General features: G+C 43.2%; 18 protein-coding genes. 7 read left to right on the top strand and 11 right to left on the bottom strand.

What is annotated here, in order from left to right; translation table 11 throughout:
- Positions 1 to 814 precede the first annotated feature (814 nt).
- Entirely contained in the window at positions 815 to 1,537 is a 723-nt protein-coding gene (locus J2I46_RS01655) for a DUF4145 domain-containing protein (RefSeq protein ID WP_207327184.1), read from the top strand.
- 422 nt (positions 1,538 to 1,959) lie between these two features.
- Here J2I46_RS01655 and J2I46_RS01650 read toward each other — a convergent pair whose 3' ends face one another.
- Positions 1,960 to 3,021 carry a hypothetical protein gene (locus J2I46_RS01650; protein ID WP_207327183.1) on the bottom strand — a complete coding sequence of 354 codons (1,062 nt, stop codon included), beginning with the start codon at positions 3,019 to 3,021 and terminating at the stop codon, positions 1,960 to 1,962.
- A 527-nt stretch (positions 3,022 to 3,548) separates the two neighbouring features.
- Positions 3,549 to 3,707: a hypothetical protein gene (locus J2I46_RS01645; RefSeq protein ID WP_207327182.1), complete on the bottom strand. Its 159-nt coding sequence runs from the start codon at positions 3,705 to 3,707 to the stop codon at positions 3,549 to 3,551.
- 18 nt (positions 3,708 to 3,725) lie between these two features.
- Here J2I46_RS01645 and J2I46_RS01640 point away from each other — a divergent pair, with 18 nt between their 5' ends.
- Together J2I46_RS01640 and J2I46_RS33140 are read left to right on the top strand one after the other, a co-directional pair.
- On the top strand, positions 3,726 to 4,160 hold the full coding sequence (locus tag J2I46_RS01640) for a hypothetical protein (RefSeq protein WP_207327181.1): 435 nt from the start codon (positions 3,726 to 3,728) through the stop codon (positions 4,158 to 4,160).
- A gap of 451 nt (positions 4,161 to 4,611) precedes the next feature.
- On the top strand, positions 4,612 to 4,743 hold the full coding sequence (locus J2I46_RS33140; protein WP_262897989.1) for a hypothetical protein: 132 nt from the start codon (positions 4,612 to 4,614) through the stop codon (positions 4,741 to 4,743).
- Positions 4,744 to 5,187: 444 nt separating this feature from the next.
- Here J2I46_RS33140 and J2I46_RS01635 read toward each other — a convergent pair whose 3' ends face one another.
- Positions 5,188 to 5,781 carry a hypothetical protein gene (locus J2I46_RS01635; RefSeq protein WP_207327180.1) on the bottom strand — a complete coding sequence of 198 codons (594 nt, stop codon included), beginning with the start codon at positions 5,779 to 5,781 and terminating at the stop codon, positions 5,188 to 5,190.
- 854 nt (positions 5,782 to 6,635) lie between these two features.
- Positions 6,636 to 6,953 carry a hypothetical protein gene (locus tag J2I46_RS01630; protein WP_207327179.1) on the bottom strand — a complete coding sequence of 106 codons (318 nt, stop codon included), beginning with the start codon at positions 6,951 to 6,953 and terminating at the stop codon, positions 6,636 to 6,638.
- Between the two features lie 342 nt (positions 6,954 to 7,295).
- Here J2I46_RS01630 and J2I46_RS01625 point away from each other — a divergent pair, with 342 nt between their 5' ends.
- Together J2I46_RS01625 and J2I46_RS01620 are read left to right on the top strand one after the other, a co-directional pair.
- Entirely contained in the window at positions 7,296 to 8,135 is an 840-nt protein-coding gene (locus tag J2I46_RS01625; RefSeq protein ID WP_229379440.1) for an Xre family toxin-antitoxin system antitoxin, read from the top strand.
- Positions 8,136 to 8,158: 23 nt separating this feature from the next.
- Positions 8,159 to 8,659, top strand: a complete 501-nt coding sequence (locus J2I46_RS01620) for an RES family NAD+ phosphorylase (protein WP_207327178.1) — start codon at positions 8,159 to 8,161, stop codon at positions 8,657 to 8,659.
- Positions 8,660 to 8,940: 281 nt separating this feature from the next.
- On the opposite strand, the gene J2I46_RS01615 is transcribed toward J2I46_RS01620, so the two are convergent.
- The 7 genes from J2I46_RS01615 to J2I46_RS33435 form a co-directional block, all read right to left on the bottom strand.
- The gene (locus J2I46_RS01615; protein WP_207327177.1) at positions 8,941 to 9,912 is read right to left on the bottom strand and encodes a hypothetical protein; all 972 of its coding nucleotides are present in this window, start codon (positions 9,910 to 9,912) and stop codon (positions 8,941 to 8,943) included.
- A 262-nt stretch (positions 9,913 to 10,174) separates the two neighbouring features.
- The gene (locus J2I46_RS01610; RefSeq protein WP_207327176.1) at positions 10,175 to 10,693 is read right to left on the bottom strand and encodes an HNH endonuclease; all 519 of its coding nucleotides are present in this window, start codon (positions 10,691 to 10,693) and stop codon (positions 10,175 to 10,177) included.
- Positions 10,690 to 11,466 carry a GIY-YIG nuclease family protein gene (locus tag J2I46_RS01605; RefSeq protein WP_207327175.1) on the bottom strand — a complete coding sequence of 259 codons (777 nt, stop codon included), beginning with the start codon at positions 11,464 to 11,466 and terminating at the stop codon, positions 10,690 to 10,692. The genes J2I46_RS01610 and J2I46_RS01605 overlap by 4 nt, the downstream gene beginning before the upstream one ends.
- A gap of 34 nt (positions 11,467 to 11,500) precedes the next feature.
- Positions 11,501 to 12,244, bottom strand: a complete 744-nt coding sequence (locus J2I46_RS01600; RefSeq protein WP_207327174.1) for an antA/AntB antirepressor family protein — start codon at positions 12,242 to 12,244, stop codon at positions 11,501 to 11,503.
- A gap of 2 nt (positions 12,245 to 12,246) precedes the next feature.
- Positions 12,247 to 12,735: a hypothetical protein gene (locus tag J2I46_RS01595; protein ID WP_207327173.1), complete on the bottom strand. Its 489-nt coding sequence runs from the start codon at positions 12,733 to 12,735 to the stop codon at positions 12,247 to 12,249.
- Complete coding sequence (locus tag J2I46_RS01590; protein ID WP_207327172.1) at positions 12,732 to 13,061, bottom strand: hypothetical protein; 330 nt, start codon at positions 13,059 to 13,061, stop codon at positions 12,732 to 12,734. The genes J2I46_RS01595 and J2I46_RS01590 overlap by 4 nt, the downstream gene beginning before the upstream one ends.
- A gap of 219 nt (positions 13,062 to 13,280) precedes the next feature.
- Positions 13,281 to 13,490, bottom strand: coding sequence for a helix-turn-helix transcriptional regulator (locus J2I46_RS33435; RefSeq protein WP_207327171.1), 210 nt, complete (start codon positions 13,488 to 13,490; stop codon positions 13,281 to 13,283).
- A gap of 730 nt (positions 13,491 to 14,220) precedes the next feature.
- Between J2I46_RS33435 and J2I46_RS01580 the strand changes: the two genes are divergently transcribed.
- Together J2I46_RS01580 and J2I46_RS01575 are read left to right on the top strand one after the other, a co-directional pair.
- Positions 14,221 to 14,553, top strand: a complete 333-nt coding sequence (locus J2I46_RS01580; RefSeq protein ID WP_207327170.1) for a hypothetical protein — start codon at positions 14,221 to 14,223, stop codon at positions 14,551 to 14,553.
- 202 nt (positions 14,554 to 14,755) lie between these two features.
- Positions 14,756 to 19,333 carry a tape measure protein gene (locus tag J2I46_RS01575; protein WP_207327169.1) on the top strand — a complete coding sequence of 1,526 codons (4,578 nt, stop codon included), beginning with the start codon at positions 14,756 to 14,758 and terminating at the stop codon, positions 19,331 to 19,333.
- Position 19,334 lies beyond the last annotated feature (1 nt).

Here is a 19,334-nt window from a genome sequence, read left to right as displayed (position 1 = left end):
GTACGTATTTCACGATTACGTCATGTACAATCCTATTTTGTACGATATGTACGATGACCTAACTTATTACTCAACTGATAGGAGCAGGATTAATCTGTGAATCGAACGTTCCGCGTCTAGTAGCGATATGATACTATGTTACGATTGTGTTGCTATCTTATACTAGACCCTAATACGATCAACCTGGAAGAGAAGCTGGGAAAGATTGCTGATGCATGAATCGCCAATTGAGGAGTACGGCCATTGCCTCAATCTACTGTTTAGCCAACAATTGGCTACTTGATATGCTAATAAGTTGGCTTGCCACGCACTCAGTGATAGGCTGGTCACCGCTGGATAGAACGTTACAAAATGCGTTTTGCCTGACAAGGCAACGTACCTGAGCGCCACCGCCTGACAGCCTCGGCTTGACAGTTAGCGGCCCCTCTCGACTTGTTTGGATTTGTGCGTTGTTGGTTAGTATTGCAGGATCCACTTTCCTCGGACAGGAAACAGCCCGGCTCTAGCTAGAGCGGGACCCAATACAGGCAAAGGTGTAAAGTAAAGGCGCAAAGGTTGATGGTGGCCCCAAGACAAGATAGGCCACCATCAACCTTTGCGGTCGTGGGTTACCCGTCCATGCAAGTTAGTGTTTTACGTTACGAGCGATAGGATACAATATTATTGCGTGCTACGTTAGCGTTGAGTTATCTTAAGTTTCATCAGTACAGCATATGTCTGTGCCAACTTGCGACTAACTACATAGGCTTGAGAAAAAGAACAATCTAAAAGCAAGGTTAATATGAATTGGATTTGTCCATATTGTAATAATGCAATGACCATCTCTTACCGTAACACATCACAAGCGGAATGTAATTTAAGTGTTGAAGCTGAAGGGTTTAACTCATCAATAATTGTTATAGGCGGAAAGCCAGAACCCACATACATTAGCATCTCTGGACTATACCAGAAAAAGGCAGCCATAGTCAAATGGATAGTATGTATCAATGATGAGTGTAAGAAAGCAAGCTTAAGTGTAGCCCTACATACATATTATGATAATATGAGCAAGAATGTATACAGCGAACCCTTAATGTCATGGCAATTAATACCGGCATCAAGTGCAAAGTCATTTCCTGAATATATCCCGTTGCCGATTAGACAAGACTATGAGGAAGCCTGTCTGATTTTAGAATTAAGTCCCAAGGCATCTGCTACACTTTCAAGAAGATGTTTGCAAGGAATGATAAGAGATTTCTTTAATGTGACTGGCGAAAAAACACTCTTCAATGAAATTAAGGCTATAGAAAATAAGGTAGATCCTATTACATGGCAAGCAATCCACGCTGTTAGGCAAATTGGTAATATTGGCGCTCACATGGAAAATGACATTAACTTAATTGTTGATGTTGATCCAAACGAGGCTAAGGTTCTTATTGCTTTGAATGAAATGTTATTGAAAGAATGGTATATCCATCGTTACGAAAGAACCAAACGGTTAGAATCAATAATCGGTATTAACGCAGAGAAGCAAGATGAGAGGCGAAAGTCTGAATAGTTTCTTTTATTGGCAGATTAATGTCAAACGTCTTATTGTAGAATTAAACTAATATTAACACGTGACTGTATCCACAGCAGGATCAATGGTTAATTATTGACCCGTGAATTAGTCCGTAAAGCGTTTTTATCTCAATTGGCCCACCGGGCTGGACAGTAGCCTTAGTTACCTTGTCCAACTTTACAGGCTTACTCACGGATCAATAGATTTTAACTGATAGAATAATTCCGCAGGAATTAGCAGTTAATTTAATAAGAGACTTCAAAGATAATTGATGATATATATAACTTAAAAATTTAATATCATTTTGATCGTAATGAGGAATTTAGATTCGCAGATGCCTTATGAAGGTATAAAGTCATCTTATTCAAATAGCAGTAGTATTGCCAGCTTAAATAATTGTGAATAAAACTATCACATAATTAAGATTTTTCTTTCTTGTCAATAAAGTTTGACAAGCTCTCTAAAACACCCTTAAAACTGTCTGTAAAACTTCGATCTCTTTCATTCTCTGATTTAAGCAAGCTGTTAATTAAGTTAGTTTGATCAGAATTTATTAATATATTCCTTTCAGTTTTTAATATTTCATGAATAACATATACCTTTACCTCTGGTTGGTTTATGTACAAAGCTGATTTTAGTGAGAGAAATTTTGCCTCTAGAGTAGTAAGCTCATTCTGATAATATTTTATATCCGATAGACTATTTCTGTAAAGTCTTAAAAAGAAAAATGAGAATATCTCTACAAAAATGACTGTGGTAATTCGCGACAAATAAAAATTCATCAAATCAATCACTTTAAGCTCTGGTTTAATAGTACCGTCGTTATTTTTTGTCAACAGAGAAAAGAGCAGAATGCCAATTCCAACCACAGTTAGCGCTGAACCAATTCCTAAATTAATCACACCTCGACTTTTAAGATTATCGACTTCTTTAATTAATCTATCACGAGATTCTCTACAATCTGACAATATATCATCGATTGTAATAGCTTGTTTATTACTAATCAACTGGTTGACTGATGTATCGATGTTCTTATCATTGACTGATAAATTATCTTGATATGGTATTACATTAGTATTATCTCTATTTAACAAGCGATTTATTCTATTTTGATTATCTTGGATTCTATTTTCAAAATAATCTAATTCCGATCTTAGTTTATCTCGTTCATCAGTGAATTTAAGATAATAATATATAAAGAGCACAACTCCAGGGGCGGCAATAGATATAATAAATATATTTAGATTTACTTTGGATATATCTATTAAACTATTTAATCGAATAGAATATGTAGTATTAAGAAAATTAATGTACGCAAAACCAAACAGAAGAAAAGCTAAAATTATATATATTGAAAACATTCTCCAACGAATAGAAAAGGTTTTCTCTTTATGGGTATTTCTCATAAAACCCATTTCTCTTTTAAGCGATTGATTATACTCTTCTAAGCCGCTTATTTCAATTTGTACTTTGTCTTCCATTATGCTTTATTTTCTTTAGTACTGAAAGAATGCTTACGACTTTAACTCTACAAAAAATGGCGATAGAAAATCTGTAATTTCATTGTTATTTCGTTTCAATTACAACTTTCATAATTTGTCATACTAAGCTAACCTAGGTTTCATCTTGCAAGATGAACTTTGTACTAGAAAATGAAAGCTCTTTGTCACGAACTCTATTCAATATCAGTACAAATTCGTTCACATCACATAAATCACCCAACATAGTTAAGGGCGCGGAATCACAGAACTATAAACTACTGATTCACAACTATAAATAGTTCTTTGCTCCGCATTACGGGTTACTTTGACTGCCCTTTAGAAGACGAGTATACTGACTTATTATCATGTGCGGCAAGCAATTGACTAAACGGTAGAAGAGGGCAAGCGTCTTTAAGGTACTATATCGACTTGCTTAACTTAAGCCGTTAGGGTCATAAAGATTGCATGATCAGTAGTTTATAACAAAGCCGCCTGAGCAACTGGGCGGCTTTGTGGTGTGAAATAGGTTACCCCCGCCCCAGTTGCTTACTTTGCCGAGCCGTCCGGGCTGCCTGAAGTTCATAATCATTGCCACGAATCCGGCCACTGACGATTACTTGTTCAAATGAGGGATAGGTACGTGTTTTTTTGCTGTATACGATCTGTTTATTAAGTTGCACATTCATCTGATAAATTAGTATACAATGAAGAAAGTAATTTACCTTTTGTTGTTCGTAACGATTGCCGCTTGCGGAAAGAAAGGCACAGACACTGTAGCGCCTGATGCTGCTTCTACTGTTGCAGGTACTTATGAAGTCTCGTCTCTCAGGCAAACTAGCTCTGGAGGGACTAGTGTTACGTTTACGCTTCCCACATCAACTACTAATGCCGGAGTGGTTACTACACTTTCGGGCCAACTAACAACAACCAAAAAAACGTCTACCACAGTAGGAATCGTGTTTTTGCTCAAAGCAACCGGTCAAGCTGATTCACCAACAGACTTGGGCACGTTTGAGGTGAAAGGCTCGGATCTGTACAGCGGCACTACCAAAACAGGTACCGCTGATGGCACGAATCTTAATCTAGATGTGACAGACAGCAAAGGGACTCGCGCTGTCATTGTAAGTAAAAAGAAATAGTCGATTACTTAATGCTATATTCGGTGTGTGTCAGAGTTAGTTGTGGCTAGTTGCCTTTATCCAATAACTCACATAAAGAAAAGCCGCCTGAGCAATTGGGCGGCTTTTCTTGTTATCTCTGTTCGCTTAAGCTTACCCCCTAAAAACAAGTTGCTTTAACCCGCAAACGTCTTCATTTACTGAGTCGTTTCAATATCTTTGTTAGATATGGGACTTCATAATGAAGTCCCTTTTTCGTCAAACTTGAAGGATGTCTACGGCTTTAGACTTTGATCTTTTAATCCGCGATGCCAACTGGAACGCGACAACCTTTACACCCTTTGCCACGTTGGGTGCCGCTCAGACTAACCGGGCAGTTTTGTTTTCTGTCCGAGGTAAGTAGACCCAGCAGCGCTGACCAACAACGCGCAATCCAATTAAGCCGAGAGAGGCCGAGCAAAACAAGCCGAGGTTGTCAAACGGTGCCGCTCAGGTACGTTCTCGTGTCGGCCAAAACGCGTTTGTCGACGTGCTGACCATGATGGACGACCTGTCCGACCAGACGCGACACACCAGCCAAAGCGTTCTGTCGAACGGGGATTAACCTGTCAACAGGTATCCTACACCTGAACTAGTCACTATCACTACCTATCAACAGAACCATCAGCTCTTAAAAAATCCACATCGCTCCTGACATGATCAGAAACACTACCATGTTGCTGAGATAGGTTTTAACCTTGTCGTTCATAGGTTAAGCAGTGTCATACTAATTCTACAACCTTTATTAACTCAGCTAAGAGCGAGACTATAACATTCACTATCAAGCTATTATTCTGTCGACCGGAACGCGAAACATCCACTTACTTGAATGGGCCGTCCAACATCCGCAAAGGCTGATGGTGGACGAAAGATAGGCCAAACTCAGGTACGTTACGACCTTTACCCCCCGTCGGTTGGGCTGCTCGCTCTCCCTTGAGACGAACTTCCTGTCACCGGGAAGCTACCCTACGTGGAGTGAATTGTTAATGCACACCTTAAATGTAGAAATTCATCTATAGAAACTTTCCTTAAATAAGTATTGCTTTGCAAGAAATGATCTCAAAATATTTATACAATTAGATATTTTTATGTTGTTCTCAATAGCCTTTTCATATATAATCTTTAAGTCTTCAATTTTCTTTTGTGCAAAACTGTCTAAATTGAGTCGCCTGATTTTTTCGGCTATTATTTTTTCGTTGATCTCTAAAATATTGTTTGATCTGTCATAAATATAGTATTTGATTTGCTCGACAAAATCTGGTAAGTGGATAGATAACTGAGGATATAAATCCTCTAATCCATAACTTAAGTTTTCTATTTCTACGGCGAGATTATTAATACAAATAGTAAGTTTCTCTTTTGCAATTTGTTGACTTTCAAGATTTGGGTTATTTGACATGATGTCGACAAAAGCTTTTAATGAAAAAACGAATTCATTACTTAAGAACTCAACTTTTTCTAAGCGTTGAAATAGCTCAAAGGCATACTTTTTCCCTAATTCTTCAGGAGATTGTAGTTTTGCCCTCTCTTTTAAATTATCACTCAGTATAGGACTAATAAAATCCCATATTGCCTTAAGCGAAAAAATCGATTCACTAATCATGTTGCTATTTTATTTTGACATTCATTGTAATATGCGCTTTGCTAATTAGAGTTAAGTAATGGGAGCGTGAAGCGTCACTCGACTTGCGGTCGTCTGCCTTCTATAGCGTGCGATTCGTCAGCGAATACTCTCCACAAACATTGCTCTCCATCTAGGGATGTACAAACTGTCGAATGTAAGTTTTAACAGAACGTAACATAAATCTAAGCTCATTCACAGAGACGTACTATCTGTCACCGGAATGCTGGCCTACACGCCTTCGCTGTATATCCACCCAACTAGTAAAGGGTGCTAGCTCGTAGAACTATTAACTACTGATTCATAACCACAAGTAGTTCTTCACCATGTCTAGCGGGTCACTATGGCTACCCATTAAGATGTGAGTATACTGACTTATTATTATTTAAGGAAGCCAATTGACTTAATGGTAGCTGGAGACTGAAGCCTATCTGGTACCGGTAGGGTCTGGCTTATTCTGATATGATAAAGCTAGAGGTATAGCTCGTTCAGTAATAGATAGGAGAGCCGCCTGAGCAATCGGGCGGCTTTTCCTGTGTTAACAATGATGTATAATAACATGAAAAGCAGACCAATACTGTCAGCCTGCTTTCCGCTTCTATCCACACCAGTAGGGAGCTGTATGCCTCCCCGTTGATATGCGGCAAGTTACTATTCTGATTGATGTAATGAGTTAAAAGGGGCTTAACGTAGGTAAGTGGCTATTTGCCCTGTTATCAAAGCGACATCATTGTTTTAGACTGGCTTATACCCCGCCGCCTGTAACGGGTCTTTATTCAGGGCGTCCACTATTCTTTCTAGCTTCTTTTCTAAGTTAGCCGTATTAGGGTCGATGTTTACCGACTTCTAATAGAGGTGATGGTGATGATATTGGTTGGCCGGGGTGTCTGTTCCTTACACGACTCATCTAGTTTATACTGTATTCTGACCAGTGTGCCCGGCTTACTGAAGGCTTGGGGTACATCTTTCGTATAGTGAAAGTGAAATTCAGCATCGCCTTCTAGCAACAGGGCATAATTATACGAGCAACCAGCATAAGGGCCTGAAACATCGCTGATAATTGTAGCATTAGCTTCTTGGATGGCATCCACACCATCCTTGTGACAGCTCATTGAACTACCCAGTAAGAGGAGAAGATAGAATACGCGTTTCATGCTTGTAATATTTAGCGGGGAATTATCTACAAAGATTCCGCTGGTTGACAAACGGTTGGAACGCCTCAGCCAATACGACAGGGCTTTGTCTTGTTTCAGCCTGGCTGATACCCAATAGCCCGCAAGAGGTCTTTGCTGAGAGCGTCCACAACCTTATCCAGCTTGTGCTCCTGACTGGTTGTCTTGCAGTAGATCTTTTCTGAGACCCGAAAACTATCTAACATAGTGCTTTCGGAACAAGAGTAATCATTTTTTCTCATTCGTTACTCAAACGAAACCTCATTACGCAACCCGTTTGTTGCTATAGTTGCATAAGTGCCAAATGGCACTTACATTTGCACTATGATAAAAACTCTGACTGATCCCGAGGATATTAAAAAACTGATACTTTGCAGAACTCCTACAGTGCAGGTATCGGAAGACCTGAACCAAGGTATGGGCAAAGCGGTGAAAGATCTTGTTTTTTTACTCGAGACTGCGTACGAACTTTTTAACCAGCTTAACGAAAGACTTAACCGTAAATACTTGGCCAAAAACGGCCGCTATATTGACACCAACAGTGTTGTCGCCCAACAGGGGGAGATTAAAGGCTTGCTTAATAAAGAAGGGCTATTATACCCAACTGACGACCTATCAGCTTTACGTGGAGAATTGCCTGAGGATGAGTTATTGATTTCATGGCGTGAGCAATTGGAGGAGATTTATGCTGCCATTAAACGGTATCGCACCGTGTTATCTTCTCTAGAATCAAAACCGATACCAGTCGACGTACCCCGACCAGCCAATTTCTTAAAGGACAATAAACTACCAGCTCCAGCCGACGAAGACATTGAGCGCGTGAGACAAAACCTGCCGATTTCATTAGCTCAGCAGCTTGCCAATATCCTTGATATCACAGATAAAGAGATGGCACCTCTGCTGACTATTTCGATAAGGACGTATCACCGCTTAAAGTTGAACGGCGTTTTAAACTTGGTAGCTTCTGAACGTTTACTGTTACTAAAAGACCTAGCAGCTTACGGATTAGAAGTTTTCGAAGATCAAACTAGTTTCAATGAGTGGTTGCGCCTTCCACTGCAAGAATTGAGTAATAGTACACCGCTCAGTTTGCTGGACACTACCACCGGAATTGCCCTGGTAAAAACCGTTTTAGGGAGAATAGACTATGGTGTGTACAGTTAACTAAGCCGATCTTCAATCGTCTTATGGCAACTGCATACAGATTGCAAAAAATAAAACACAATTCAACTACACTTTCGGGGGCTGGCTCTGCTGATCTAGGGGGCCGCTGGAACAACATTGGCACTTCATTAATTTATGCTTCTTCAACCAGTTCTTTAGCTGTGCTTGAGAAGGCTGTGCATCTGATTGATAAGATGATTCCAAACATGAATTTTGCCATCCTGGAAATACCTGATGAGTGCATTCGGACATTTACTATTAGTGATTTACCTACGGATTGGGATGCTAAGCCGGCCTTGGCCTGTAGTTGGCAGTTCCTGGCTTTTTGGTTTGAGAAAGGCAATACACTGGCTTGTAGTATCCCTTCTGCCATTAATCCCAATGAAAACAACCTCCTCATCAACCCGAACCACCCAGATATTAACAGGGTACGAATTCTAGACTTTATTCCCTACACGTTAGATTGTCGACTTATTGCCACAGCTTTTTCCCTAACTACCTTATCAGGTGGCTTAGCAGCCTAGTTGCTGGTAGCAAGCTGACCTTAACGCAAACGGCAACGATTAGTGGTGCATCCGTTACTTCGAAGATGGAACTGACCAAGCAGTAGGCCGATAGGATAATAATTCCTTTTTGACTTAAACAGCAAAGCCGCTTGAGTAATCGGGCGGCTTTGCTGTTTAAGATTATGTGTTAAAGCAATGCAATAAAACCATCCGCGTTGTTTTCAAGCGGTCAGTGAACTGCTAACGGTGGCAGTCGTTAGAGTCATCATTGCTTTAGTGATGTGGATCAGGCGTTGTATTCATTTAAGCCCCATAATAGATTTTAATAATGCTATAGCTTTTTGGTCACCTTTGAAATAGGCTAATTTCAAATAATTTTCACGCTTTTCTTTCGTATTCTCCGCCTTTATTGTATCCCTCAACTTATTGAGTCCAGCAACATGACCATCATAAATACCTTTACGAGACAATATAAATTCTTGAACAGTATCATCTGCAGAAATGCCTTTTTGTTCAATAACTTTTCGCGTGAAGTATTCCGTGACTGCCTCGTCAAAATTATTATTTCCAACATCCGTGGTAAATACTTTGGTGAAAAGAGGATGAGTAAGAAAATGTAAAAGTTCATGTACAATAGTTGCATTGATGGATGAATTATCATCCCTATGTCGGTTTACGTGTATTACTGGATAATTTCGTATAGGCTCAGGATCTGTTGTAAAAGCGGTGGCTTTACATTCTTGGGGAACCTTACCTGAATATATTCTATACGCGGTTAAGAAGTTATCCTTGTCTAAAAATTTAACGTATAAAGACCGGTTGGCGTCATTAAGAAGCGCCTTATAGAAAATATTATCTTCAATATAATCCCCATATCGCTTCTTAATCAACGCAAGCGCAGTATTAAACTTCCAGGTTTCAGAGGTCACTGGCAAAAACTTCATTAATTCATTTTTAAGATCTCCTTGACCTTTGTTAGCTATTTTATTAATTAATAACGGTAGACCATTTGAACTACCGCCCCCAATGGTCAGGTAGGCTAACAAGATACCGCGCCTAAGATGATGTATATTCTTGACGGCATCTGGTTTTTTGAATAAACTCTTGCTGCCCATGCTTATTGCGCCCCCTAGTTTGTCTATCTGCACCGGGTCATGTTTTAAAGCACTAATGAGCGAGACTATTTCGCCACCTATAAGGTGGCCGGCACAATCATCTTTAGGCAAGTTCTCCAAAGTCTCCTCGTATCTCTGCTTATTACTTTTTCCCATGATAATTTAAGTTTATCTATTTCTTTTTTTAAGGGGGTGGTTGTCTTCTATTTAGTATAATTTACTATACCACGCATAATCCTTATTTAAATATAATTCACTTGATAGCCAGTCGGTTGGTTATTTATTGAGTGGTTAATCTTTACATTATTATCTACAAAAAGCCGCCTGAGCGTAAAGCCATCTATCAACTTACTAAGTATTTTATTTAAAAAAACGAAAGGTTATAAAGAAGCCCGACTGCTAGCAGTCGGGCTTCTTTTCACTCGTCCGAGGTAATCCCTTCTATCCACAGACGTTTCGCCTTCGCTCCATGTGTATCGGTACGTTGGTGGCAGGTTGAGCATAATGTTCGTCCATTGCTGATTCGCCAGATCAATTCACACTCTGCCGCCTCTTCTAAGCTATTAATTTGGTAATTGTGAATGATTGCCGACAGCGGATAGATATGGTCAACCTGAACCCGTTTCGTGTTGCCGCATTCCCGACAACGGTAACGATCAATCTTAAGCACCTTCTTGCGCCAGTCCAGGTACAGCGGGGTAGTTCGTAGTTTCTCTATTAACGCTTTGCGAAGGTCGGCATCATAATCAATCAGCACTACGCGAAAGGTTACGGGCTTCTCTGGTCGCTCTTTTGGGGCTGGCTTGTTGGCCTTTATCATTGATCGTAACGTCCGGTTTACATCTGTTTCTAGTAGGGCAAGCCGTAGGGCTATTTCGTTGGGCGGCTCACCGCTTCGGTAAGCATCACGGATGAGCCATTTTGTAGCGGCGTTCATACAAGAGGGGTGAGGTCTACGTATTGCCACTTATAGCCGCCGTGTGAATCTTTAGGGAAATACCCTTTTCGCTTGTTGCAGTAGTATCTACCCCTGCACGCGTTCTGAATCCCGCAAATGGTTATTCCCAATTGTTCATTAATCTCACGCACAGACCCCCAAATATGTATCGTACTGTCGGTTATCGGGTCTATTTGAGCGATTGGCTTAGCGTGAGCCTTGACTATAGCACTTGCTATCTTCGCCAAGAGTTCAGGGCTTCTCCGTAGGTTATTACGTGTAGTTGTTGCTGATAACTTAGCTCTAGTTTCGGGACTGGCTTTTGCTCTTTTTCTAGCTTCCGATATTATGGCGCGCGCTTCGGGGGTGTGCGTCTTACCCCACCTTGGATTTAGGGGACCAGCCAGCTTTCCGGTCATTCGCAACCTATGAGCCTCAACTTGCTCAGTTGCCCTTTTAACGCCCCTACATGAACCAGCAACTCTTGCGATATTGTAACCAATGTGAGGTTCGTAAGGCCGGTAAAAATCCAACCAGTATTGTTCCCTTTCTGTAAGTATCGACAGATCATCTACGCGCTCAAGTACCTCAAAATTGAAAGAGTCTATTCCGTGGTGCCTTAGTGCTTTTTGAAAATACCCTTGTCCGTTTGAGTTCCGATGAGACTTATATCTGATACTTATGTTTTGAGCCTGACCAATATAGATCTTACCGTTTACCTTATTGGTGAACCTATAAATGCCGGGGTGTTTGTGCTGTGAAATATCAAGCATACCAATAGCCCCGGCATTATACCGGGCGTTTATGTTATTCGACAAAATCAATTTCCGCTTTCACTACCGAATACAACCGGTGTAAGTGTCCGTATCGCTCTACGGCATCAATTAGACTTTCTGTGTTGCGCCGTACCAGTTGGTAGACGTTGAGGCCAAATACGGCTTGCATGCGCTGGTACAGGTAACGGTACGTTTCACCCTGCTCAACGCCGAAACGTTCGCAGTACTCATTTACCCGCTGGTTGATTAGTTGTCGTAACCCCTCATCTTTGCCGGGGCGCATATGAGGCAAAGACAACTGAGTAGACCGGGTACGTATCGGGCGAACACCAGCCTGTATTTTACCCATGTCAGACCGTAGTTGGTCAAGCTGGTTTTGCTGGTTAGTTAGAAGCTGGGTTTGTTGCTGGGCAAGTTGAAGCAACAGGTTTTCCGTAGACGATAGGGCCGGGGCTTGCATGGCCTTATTCTTGATCGCCTGAAACCAGCGCCTTACCTCCTCCCCCTTCTCCGTACGGGCCAACATACACAGCCGTTCCGCAAAGTCAGTAGAGAGAGCGTAGTCTACAGATGGCCTACCCCCTTCGGAGGTTTTCGACACAATGTCGAGTTGTTGCCAGTCAACACCTTGCAGCGCAAAGGGGTTGGTAACAATATTCTTCTTTGACCACCGCGCCCATTGTGAGACATCAAAGCCAAGCGACTCGTATAGCTCGCGAGCCGACACCACCGACGAACCTTGTTCATTAGTGGTGATCTGAATCAGCTCGTTCATGCCTACGATTTGATTAGTTTACGCATCCGGTCAAGGTGGCGGGCTTGGTAAAACCCATCCACCTCCCCGGCCTCTCTTATCCGGCTAGGGTCATTGAGGCCAGCTATAACCTGTTGATTTCTTACCGCAAGGTCATGAAGGTGAATAGCCAAATTCCGCACCAGCTCATCAATGTTTTCAAGCTCACTGAGCATGTTACTGGCCTCAATCAACGATTCATCACTCCTCTCATGCACCGACCGAATCAACTGGCGGTATAATTCTTCCTTGCGGGCATCTAATGCCCATAGCAGCGACATAGAGGTTGATGGAGCGTATGGATCGCCTTTAATCTCAAGTTTGAGATCAAATTGATGATGATAACTATTGCGGTCGGGCCAATTTGGCTTAATAGGATACCCGGCGGGGTACTTATCCCGTATATCGTCAAAGCTGGACTGATCGGCTGGCGTACCTGGTACGCTATCGAGAAAACCCGTAAGCAAACTCATGGCCGACGCTCGTTTAATTCAGTAACCAGAATCGACAACTCGCTCAGCTTGGCGAAACAGAGGCTTTGAACGTTCCTGATTAGCTCATTGAGCGTGTCAAGATTCGCCTTTGTGGTAGGGTGTCCGGTGTTGTCCCCTGCGAGAAAATCCCGGAAATGCACCAGCGAGGCGTGTGCTAATTGAACCTCCGAGGGGATAGGTTCGCCGCTCACTGTTTCGGTCTGAAAGACCAGAAGCGGGAGGTAGATTGTGTCGGCAGATTCAGCCGTTGACACAATAGGAGTTGATTCGGCCCGATTTGGGCCGTAGTTTTGCGTCTGACGCATAATCCTTACAGGTTTTTGTGTTTTTCATAGCCCCCTTCGCTTCTTCTGCCAAGAATATCAGCGTTGGGGGTTTTTGGTTTCTCACCAGTTAGTCAGTCTACCGTTATTCAGCAAGGCAACCTTGATGGTATTATGTCGCTTTTTCCGTTGGCTAAATGGTAAGACAAATATAACCGTTTGACGTGAAATCACATCATTTATTGGCAAAAAAATATATAGCTACTCGAAAGTTATTCTCAAGCTCAAACCCATTGCTTTAGCGACCTTATTTATTGTTTTGATTGTGGGACTATATCTGTCAGATTCTAGATTTCCTATAACAGCCCTAGATGTTCCCACTAAGTCAGCTAGTTCAGCCTGTGTAAGCCCCTTCTCCTCTCTGACCCGCTTAACTATATTGCCAATTGGGTAGTCTTCATTTTCTATCATATAGCAAATTAAAGGATTTCAAAAGATTTAACATACTTAAAATCCCTCTCTAGAAATACCTCAAACTAAAAATAGAAACTTAATCATCATTAAAGTGACATATCGTCCATTGGGTGTGACTCTTGATTAAGTGTCATTATTGCATTTTTCATACCGCTGAAGCAGACACACTAAAGCCGCGTTTGTTAACCTGTTTTTCCACTCCCCCGCCTAAAGTGCGGGGGAGTGGAAAAATCCAGTAGTTATAACACTACCAATGTTCAAACTGATACTTTTAAAACTAGCAGTTTGAATGTTGGTAGTTCCGAAACTGGTAGTACCAGAACTGGTAGTTCCGAAATTAGCAGTACCAGAATTGGTAGTATGAACATTAGTAGTACTAATTTTGTACTATTGTACAGGAACTCATGAGATAGATCATACAGTAATTCGTACTGTAGATTATTCTGTAACTCATCTTTCCAAGGTTTGGACAATTAAAGAGCTAATCAAATGCATAACCCTCAAGGCACAGAAGAATTTGATTCTACCACTGTCATTGCTACAGCAACAGGGGGAGCAATGCTAGGAGCTAACATAGCCAACATTCCAGGTGCTATAGCTGGCGCTATTATAGGTGCGGCTATAGGTGTCTATTCTGGACGCTCAACTCAACATAAAGGACATTCTAAGTCACGAGCAAAATCGGCTCATAAGCAGGCTGCGCATTAATTTCCTGTAGATTGCCCTTATGACTACAAAGGAGATCATTGCGTTTTTGCAAAAATTGAACACAGACAATACACAGGCCATTATTTTAGCACTACTTGCGGCCTTTGCCTATGCTGGTTTCAGAATTTACAAAGACAAGGTTGATAACTTAGCGCTGGGCAATTTTCTCGCAGTTGCCCTTAGTTCGTTTTCCTTTTTGGGAGGCTACCGGGTTATATTGATCGGCTTAGAAAACAAGCTAGCTATCGGCTACACAGAGCAAATTTACCTTGTTCTTGGTGGTGTTGCAGTTATGTGGAACAGCGGCAGGGCAATACGAACCAAGGTTATTGAAAAGCCAAAAGTTTCTTAGTATAGCTTTCATTGTAATCTCATACCAGCAAAGCCGCCTGAGCAATCGGGCGGCTTTGCTGGTTATCTCTGTTCGCTTAAGCTTACCCCCTAAAAACAAGTTGCTTTAGCTCTCAAACGTCTTCATTTACTGAGTCGTTTCAATATCTTTGCCGTTATGCGGGACTTCATAATGAAGTCCTTTTTTTCATCAAACTTAAAGGATGTCAGCAGCGCTTGACTTTGATTTACTGATTCGTGATGCCAACTGGAATGCCACACTGACGGCGGCGGAACGCCGGATGATCGGCTTTTCCAACGCCACCGTCCGGGAGACCAGCAAAATAGACAGCGCCTTTGCCAGTATAAGCAAATACGCAACCACGGCCTTTGCTTTTGCTGGACTATCTCAGCTACCTCAAGAGCTGTTAAAGGTTCGGGGTGAATTTCAGCAGCTTGAAATTTCCTTTTCAACCATGCTTCGGTCGAAAGAAAAAGCCGATAAGCTGTTTGGGGAGATCAGAGATTATGCCCTAGTTTCCCCATCAAGTGTAAAAGAGAGCGCACAGGTTGTCAAACAACTATTAGCCTATGGTTCGGCGGCAGATAGTGTAATTTCCGAAGTTAAGATGCTGGGCGATGTCGCTGCTGGTACGTCGCAACCACTGGGCGAAATCGCCTATTTGTATGGCACTCTAAAAACGCAGGGACGGGCTTATGCTCAGGATATTAGGCAATTTGCTGGTCGTGGAATCGGGATTTACGCCGAACTGGCAAAGGTGCTCAAGATCAACACCGACGAGGTAAATGATTTTGTATCGGCGGGTAAAGTTGGCTTTAAGGAGGTAGAGCAAGCCTTCAAAAACATGACCAGCGGACAGGGTGTGTTTGCTGGTCTGACAGAGGCACAAAGTAAGTCACTGGTTGGATTGACCTCTCAGCTTTCGGACGCATGGGAAGCCGCCCTTAATGACATTGGTAAGCAAAACGAGGGTCTAGCCGCTGACATCATTAAAGGCGCGACGACAGCCGTTCAAAGCTATCAGCAACTCATAGATACATTACAGGTCATTGCGGCGGCTTACGGAACCTACCGGGCGGCGCAAGTACTGGCCTCTGTAGCCCAACTACAGAATATTGCCATTACCCGAAGTCAGGCCGTAGCACAAGCTGCCGCCGCTAGTAGCAGTAGTGCGCTGAGTCTGTCACAGATTCGGGCTGCTGAGGCTACGTCTCTAATGGCCAAGGCGCAACGGTTGTTAAACACAACCCTGCTAGCCAATCCATACGCCCTTGCGGCGGCACTCTTAGCGGGTTTGGTGACTGCTTATTTTGCGTTCAGAGATGAAACGCAACAGGTTAAATCGGCACAGGAATTATTAGCTGATGCTAGTAAAAACACGGCCTCTACCCTAGGTCAGCAGCGTAGTGAAATTGGCACACTCATCGGCGTTCTGAAAAATCAGAATGTAGCGGAATCTGAGCGGTTGAAGGCTTACAACCGGCTTAAAGAAATCTCACCCGACATAGTAGCTGGATTAGATTTTCAACGGGCCAAAACGGCAGATTTAACCAAATCGGTTGAAGAGTACATTACCTCGCTACGTAAAAAGATTCAACTCGAAGCGGGTCAAGGCGCTCTGAAAGCTGCTTATGAGCAGGATGCAGAGGCTGGCAAAAAACTAGAAGAAGTAAACAAGCGACTTGTCGATCAGAGTAAAAAAATTAGCGGCAAACGCAACTCAACCAACGGGCCGGAGGGGGGCGGAATTGGTACGGGAGCGGCAGCGGGATTGCAACTGGTAAACTTGAAGCGGGATGCCGATGCGGCTCTTGCGATCAAGAAACAGGCTGAGGAGCAGATTGCCAAGTTAGAGGGTAATCAGGCGCGATTGATTACCGGGGGTACAAAAGACTACCTGGCTAATGAAATCAGGCGGCAACAGGACATTATGGCCGCTACAAGCGACAAATTAAGTCCTAACTACAAACGGGCAGAGGATGCCGCTAAAAGCCTACAGAAGCAACTTGACGACCTTGCCAAGACAGACAAAAAGGGGCAAGAGGTTAAGGCTAGAGGCATTCAGCAAATCGATAAGGAGATCAAGGCTCAAAAGGAGCTACTTGATACTAAGCTATCGGAAGCTAAAAAGGCAGAGATAAATCAGAAGATTGCCGACCTGCAAACCGAAAAGGCTAATCTACAAGGCAAGAAAACACCCGCGCAAAACAAGGCCGCTAAAGCGGCTGAGAAGGTAGGTGAAATAGGTAGCCAGTCCTATTGGGAAAATGAGGCAAAGATTGCCGATGAGGCTCTAAAACGGATAGATACCTCAACCAACACAAGTCGAGCCAACCGCCTTAAAGCAACCAAAGAGTTTGCTACTCAACAGGCTGAACTTATACAGCGGTCGCTTGATACGCCTGTTGGCACACTCAAGTATTACGAGCTATTAATTGACGATGCTCAAAAAGCTCTTGGTACTATGCCGGATGGGACTAGCCCGGAAGCTATCGCTACACAGCGTTATATTATTACTCAAGCGCGTGAAAAAGCAGACGAAATTGAGAAGCGCAATTCGGTTAAAACCTTTTCGGAAGAACTTGAGGAAAAGAAAAGCCAGTACGCACTCTATCAACGGTGGGTCGATACATACGGTAAAGAGGCCGCTGATTCTCAGTTTACAGACCTAAAAAAGTCGGGAGATTCTTACGTTGATTACCTCAATGCTAAAATTTCTGAGCTGCAAGCCAAGCAGAACTTCAACGAAACAGATGCATTCAACGTCGATAAACTAATCGGAGAAAAGAACTCCCTGACGGGTGTAAAAACACCAATAGAGCTATTCGTTGAATTCCTAGATCGAGCCAAAGCAGAGGCGGCTACGCTGACTGATTACTTGGAAGTTTTAGAACAGCAACAAGCTAAACTTGGCCCTGCTGACTACGAGAAAAAGGTCATTGTTGCCGACCGTAAGGTTCAGACTAAAAATGATATCACCGACGATGTACGCGGTTATCTCGAATCAGTAGCCGCATCGGAGGAACAGATCAATTCTATCAGAAAGCATTACGCCTACCTACGTACCCAGATTATCAAGCAGGCAAATGGGGTAGAGACGTCGGCCATGAAAGAAAGGCTTGCCGTTCTGGATAAGGCCGAGAGCGATCAAATTGCAGAGGCAAAACTTACCCGACTAAAGGAATCGGATGAATGGAAAGCGTTTACGGCGAAAATTACCAGCGAAGGCAGACAGGCTCAAATTGATACCGTCAATCAGTTACGGGCGCGTATCGCAAAACTAAAAGACGAAGGAGCCGAATCTACCGAAGATTATAGAGAGGCTCTAGCTGATTTGGCTATTGCTGAACGCGAGCTTGGAAAAAGTTCGTTTGAGAACCTTCAACAGTTTGCTGGTCTAGCTGGTGAGTTAGGCCAATCCTTAGCGGCTCTTGGTGGTACGATTGGCAGTTTGGGTTCTATATTATCTGGCTTGGCCAGCAACTTTGGTTTGCTCAACGTCGCTCTAAAAGATGGAGCATCTAAGCAAGATCAATATGCAGCCGGCTTGCAGAGCATTATTAGCCTGATTGATATTGTCACTTCGTCGTCGGCTCAACGGGCACAAGCAGAGGCCGAATTTGCTCGTAATCGAAACGAATATCAGCAGCAATACAATCTGTTGCTCAATGAGCAAATCGGCATTCAGTCTCAACAGGAAAGCTCGATTTTCCTTCGGGATTACGCAGGTGAATTAAACGATAACTTTGCCAAGTATCGCGACGCTCAACTAAAATACCAGACTGCCATTGCCAAGCTCAATGAGGGCAAAGCAAAAACGGGTCAAAAGAACGCAACCGATTTAAGTGCGGTAGCTAAAGGCGCGGTAGCCGGGGCGACATTGGGCATTGTACTCCCCGGTGTAGGTAATGTAGTAGGTGGTATTGTCGGGGGATTGATCGGCGGAGCCATCGGGTTGTTCGGAGGTAAGAAGAAGCAAGATGAATACGCCAACCTGCTGCAGACCTACCCTGAACTGTTGAGAACATCGGCTAATGGCGTTCGGGAGGTCAATCAGGAGATTGCCAAAAGCCTGCTCTCAAGCAATCAGCTGGACGATAACACCAAGCAGCTGGTACAAAACACCCTCGACTGGGCCAAAGCCGCTGAAGACGCCAAAAAGCAGATTGAAAGTATCATCACCACCCTGGCGGGTGATTTGGCCGGTTCACTTCGGAGCAACCTCATCGATGCGTTTAAGTCGGGCGAAAAAGCGGCTGATGCGATGGCTAAATCAGTCTCTGAGAGCCTGGAAAGTGTGCTATCCCAACTCATCTTCAACCGGATATTTGCCGACCAGTTCAAGCAACTAGAGAGCGAATTAACGGCAGCTTTTGATTCAGGGGGCGACCTGACGGGGGTATACGGCCGCTTCTTCGAGGCCAGCAAGAAACTCTCCGATCAGTTCGACTCGGCCCTGGATCAGGCCAGCAAAGAGGCCCAGAAGGCAGGGTTCAACATCTTCCAGAAAGAGGCGGATAAGAAGACTCCCTTGCAGGGCGGTGGCATTGCCTCAATCAGCGAATCGACGGCCAGCGTAATCGAGGGCGAAATCACGGCTTTGCGCATCAACGGGGCTCAAGGTGTGGCCCTGATGAGAGAGTCACTGCTCTACCTGTCGGGCATCAAACAGGATACCGCCAACATCGATCGCAACACTGAGAATCTGGACAGGAAACTCGACAAGATCGTCGATACGCTGAAGACAAACCCACTATACAGCAAAGGATTACCCGGCTAAT

Origin of the sequence: Fibrella forsythiae (genome assembly GCF_017353175.1) — a bacterium.
GTDB lineage: Bacteria > Bacteroidota > Bacteroidia > Cytophagales > Spirosomataceae > Fibrella > Fibrella forsythiae.
The sequence above is the reverse complement of the archived record's forward strand: the minus strand, read 5'-3'. Positions and strand labels throughout refer to the sequence as shown.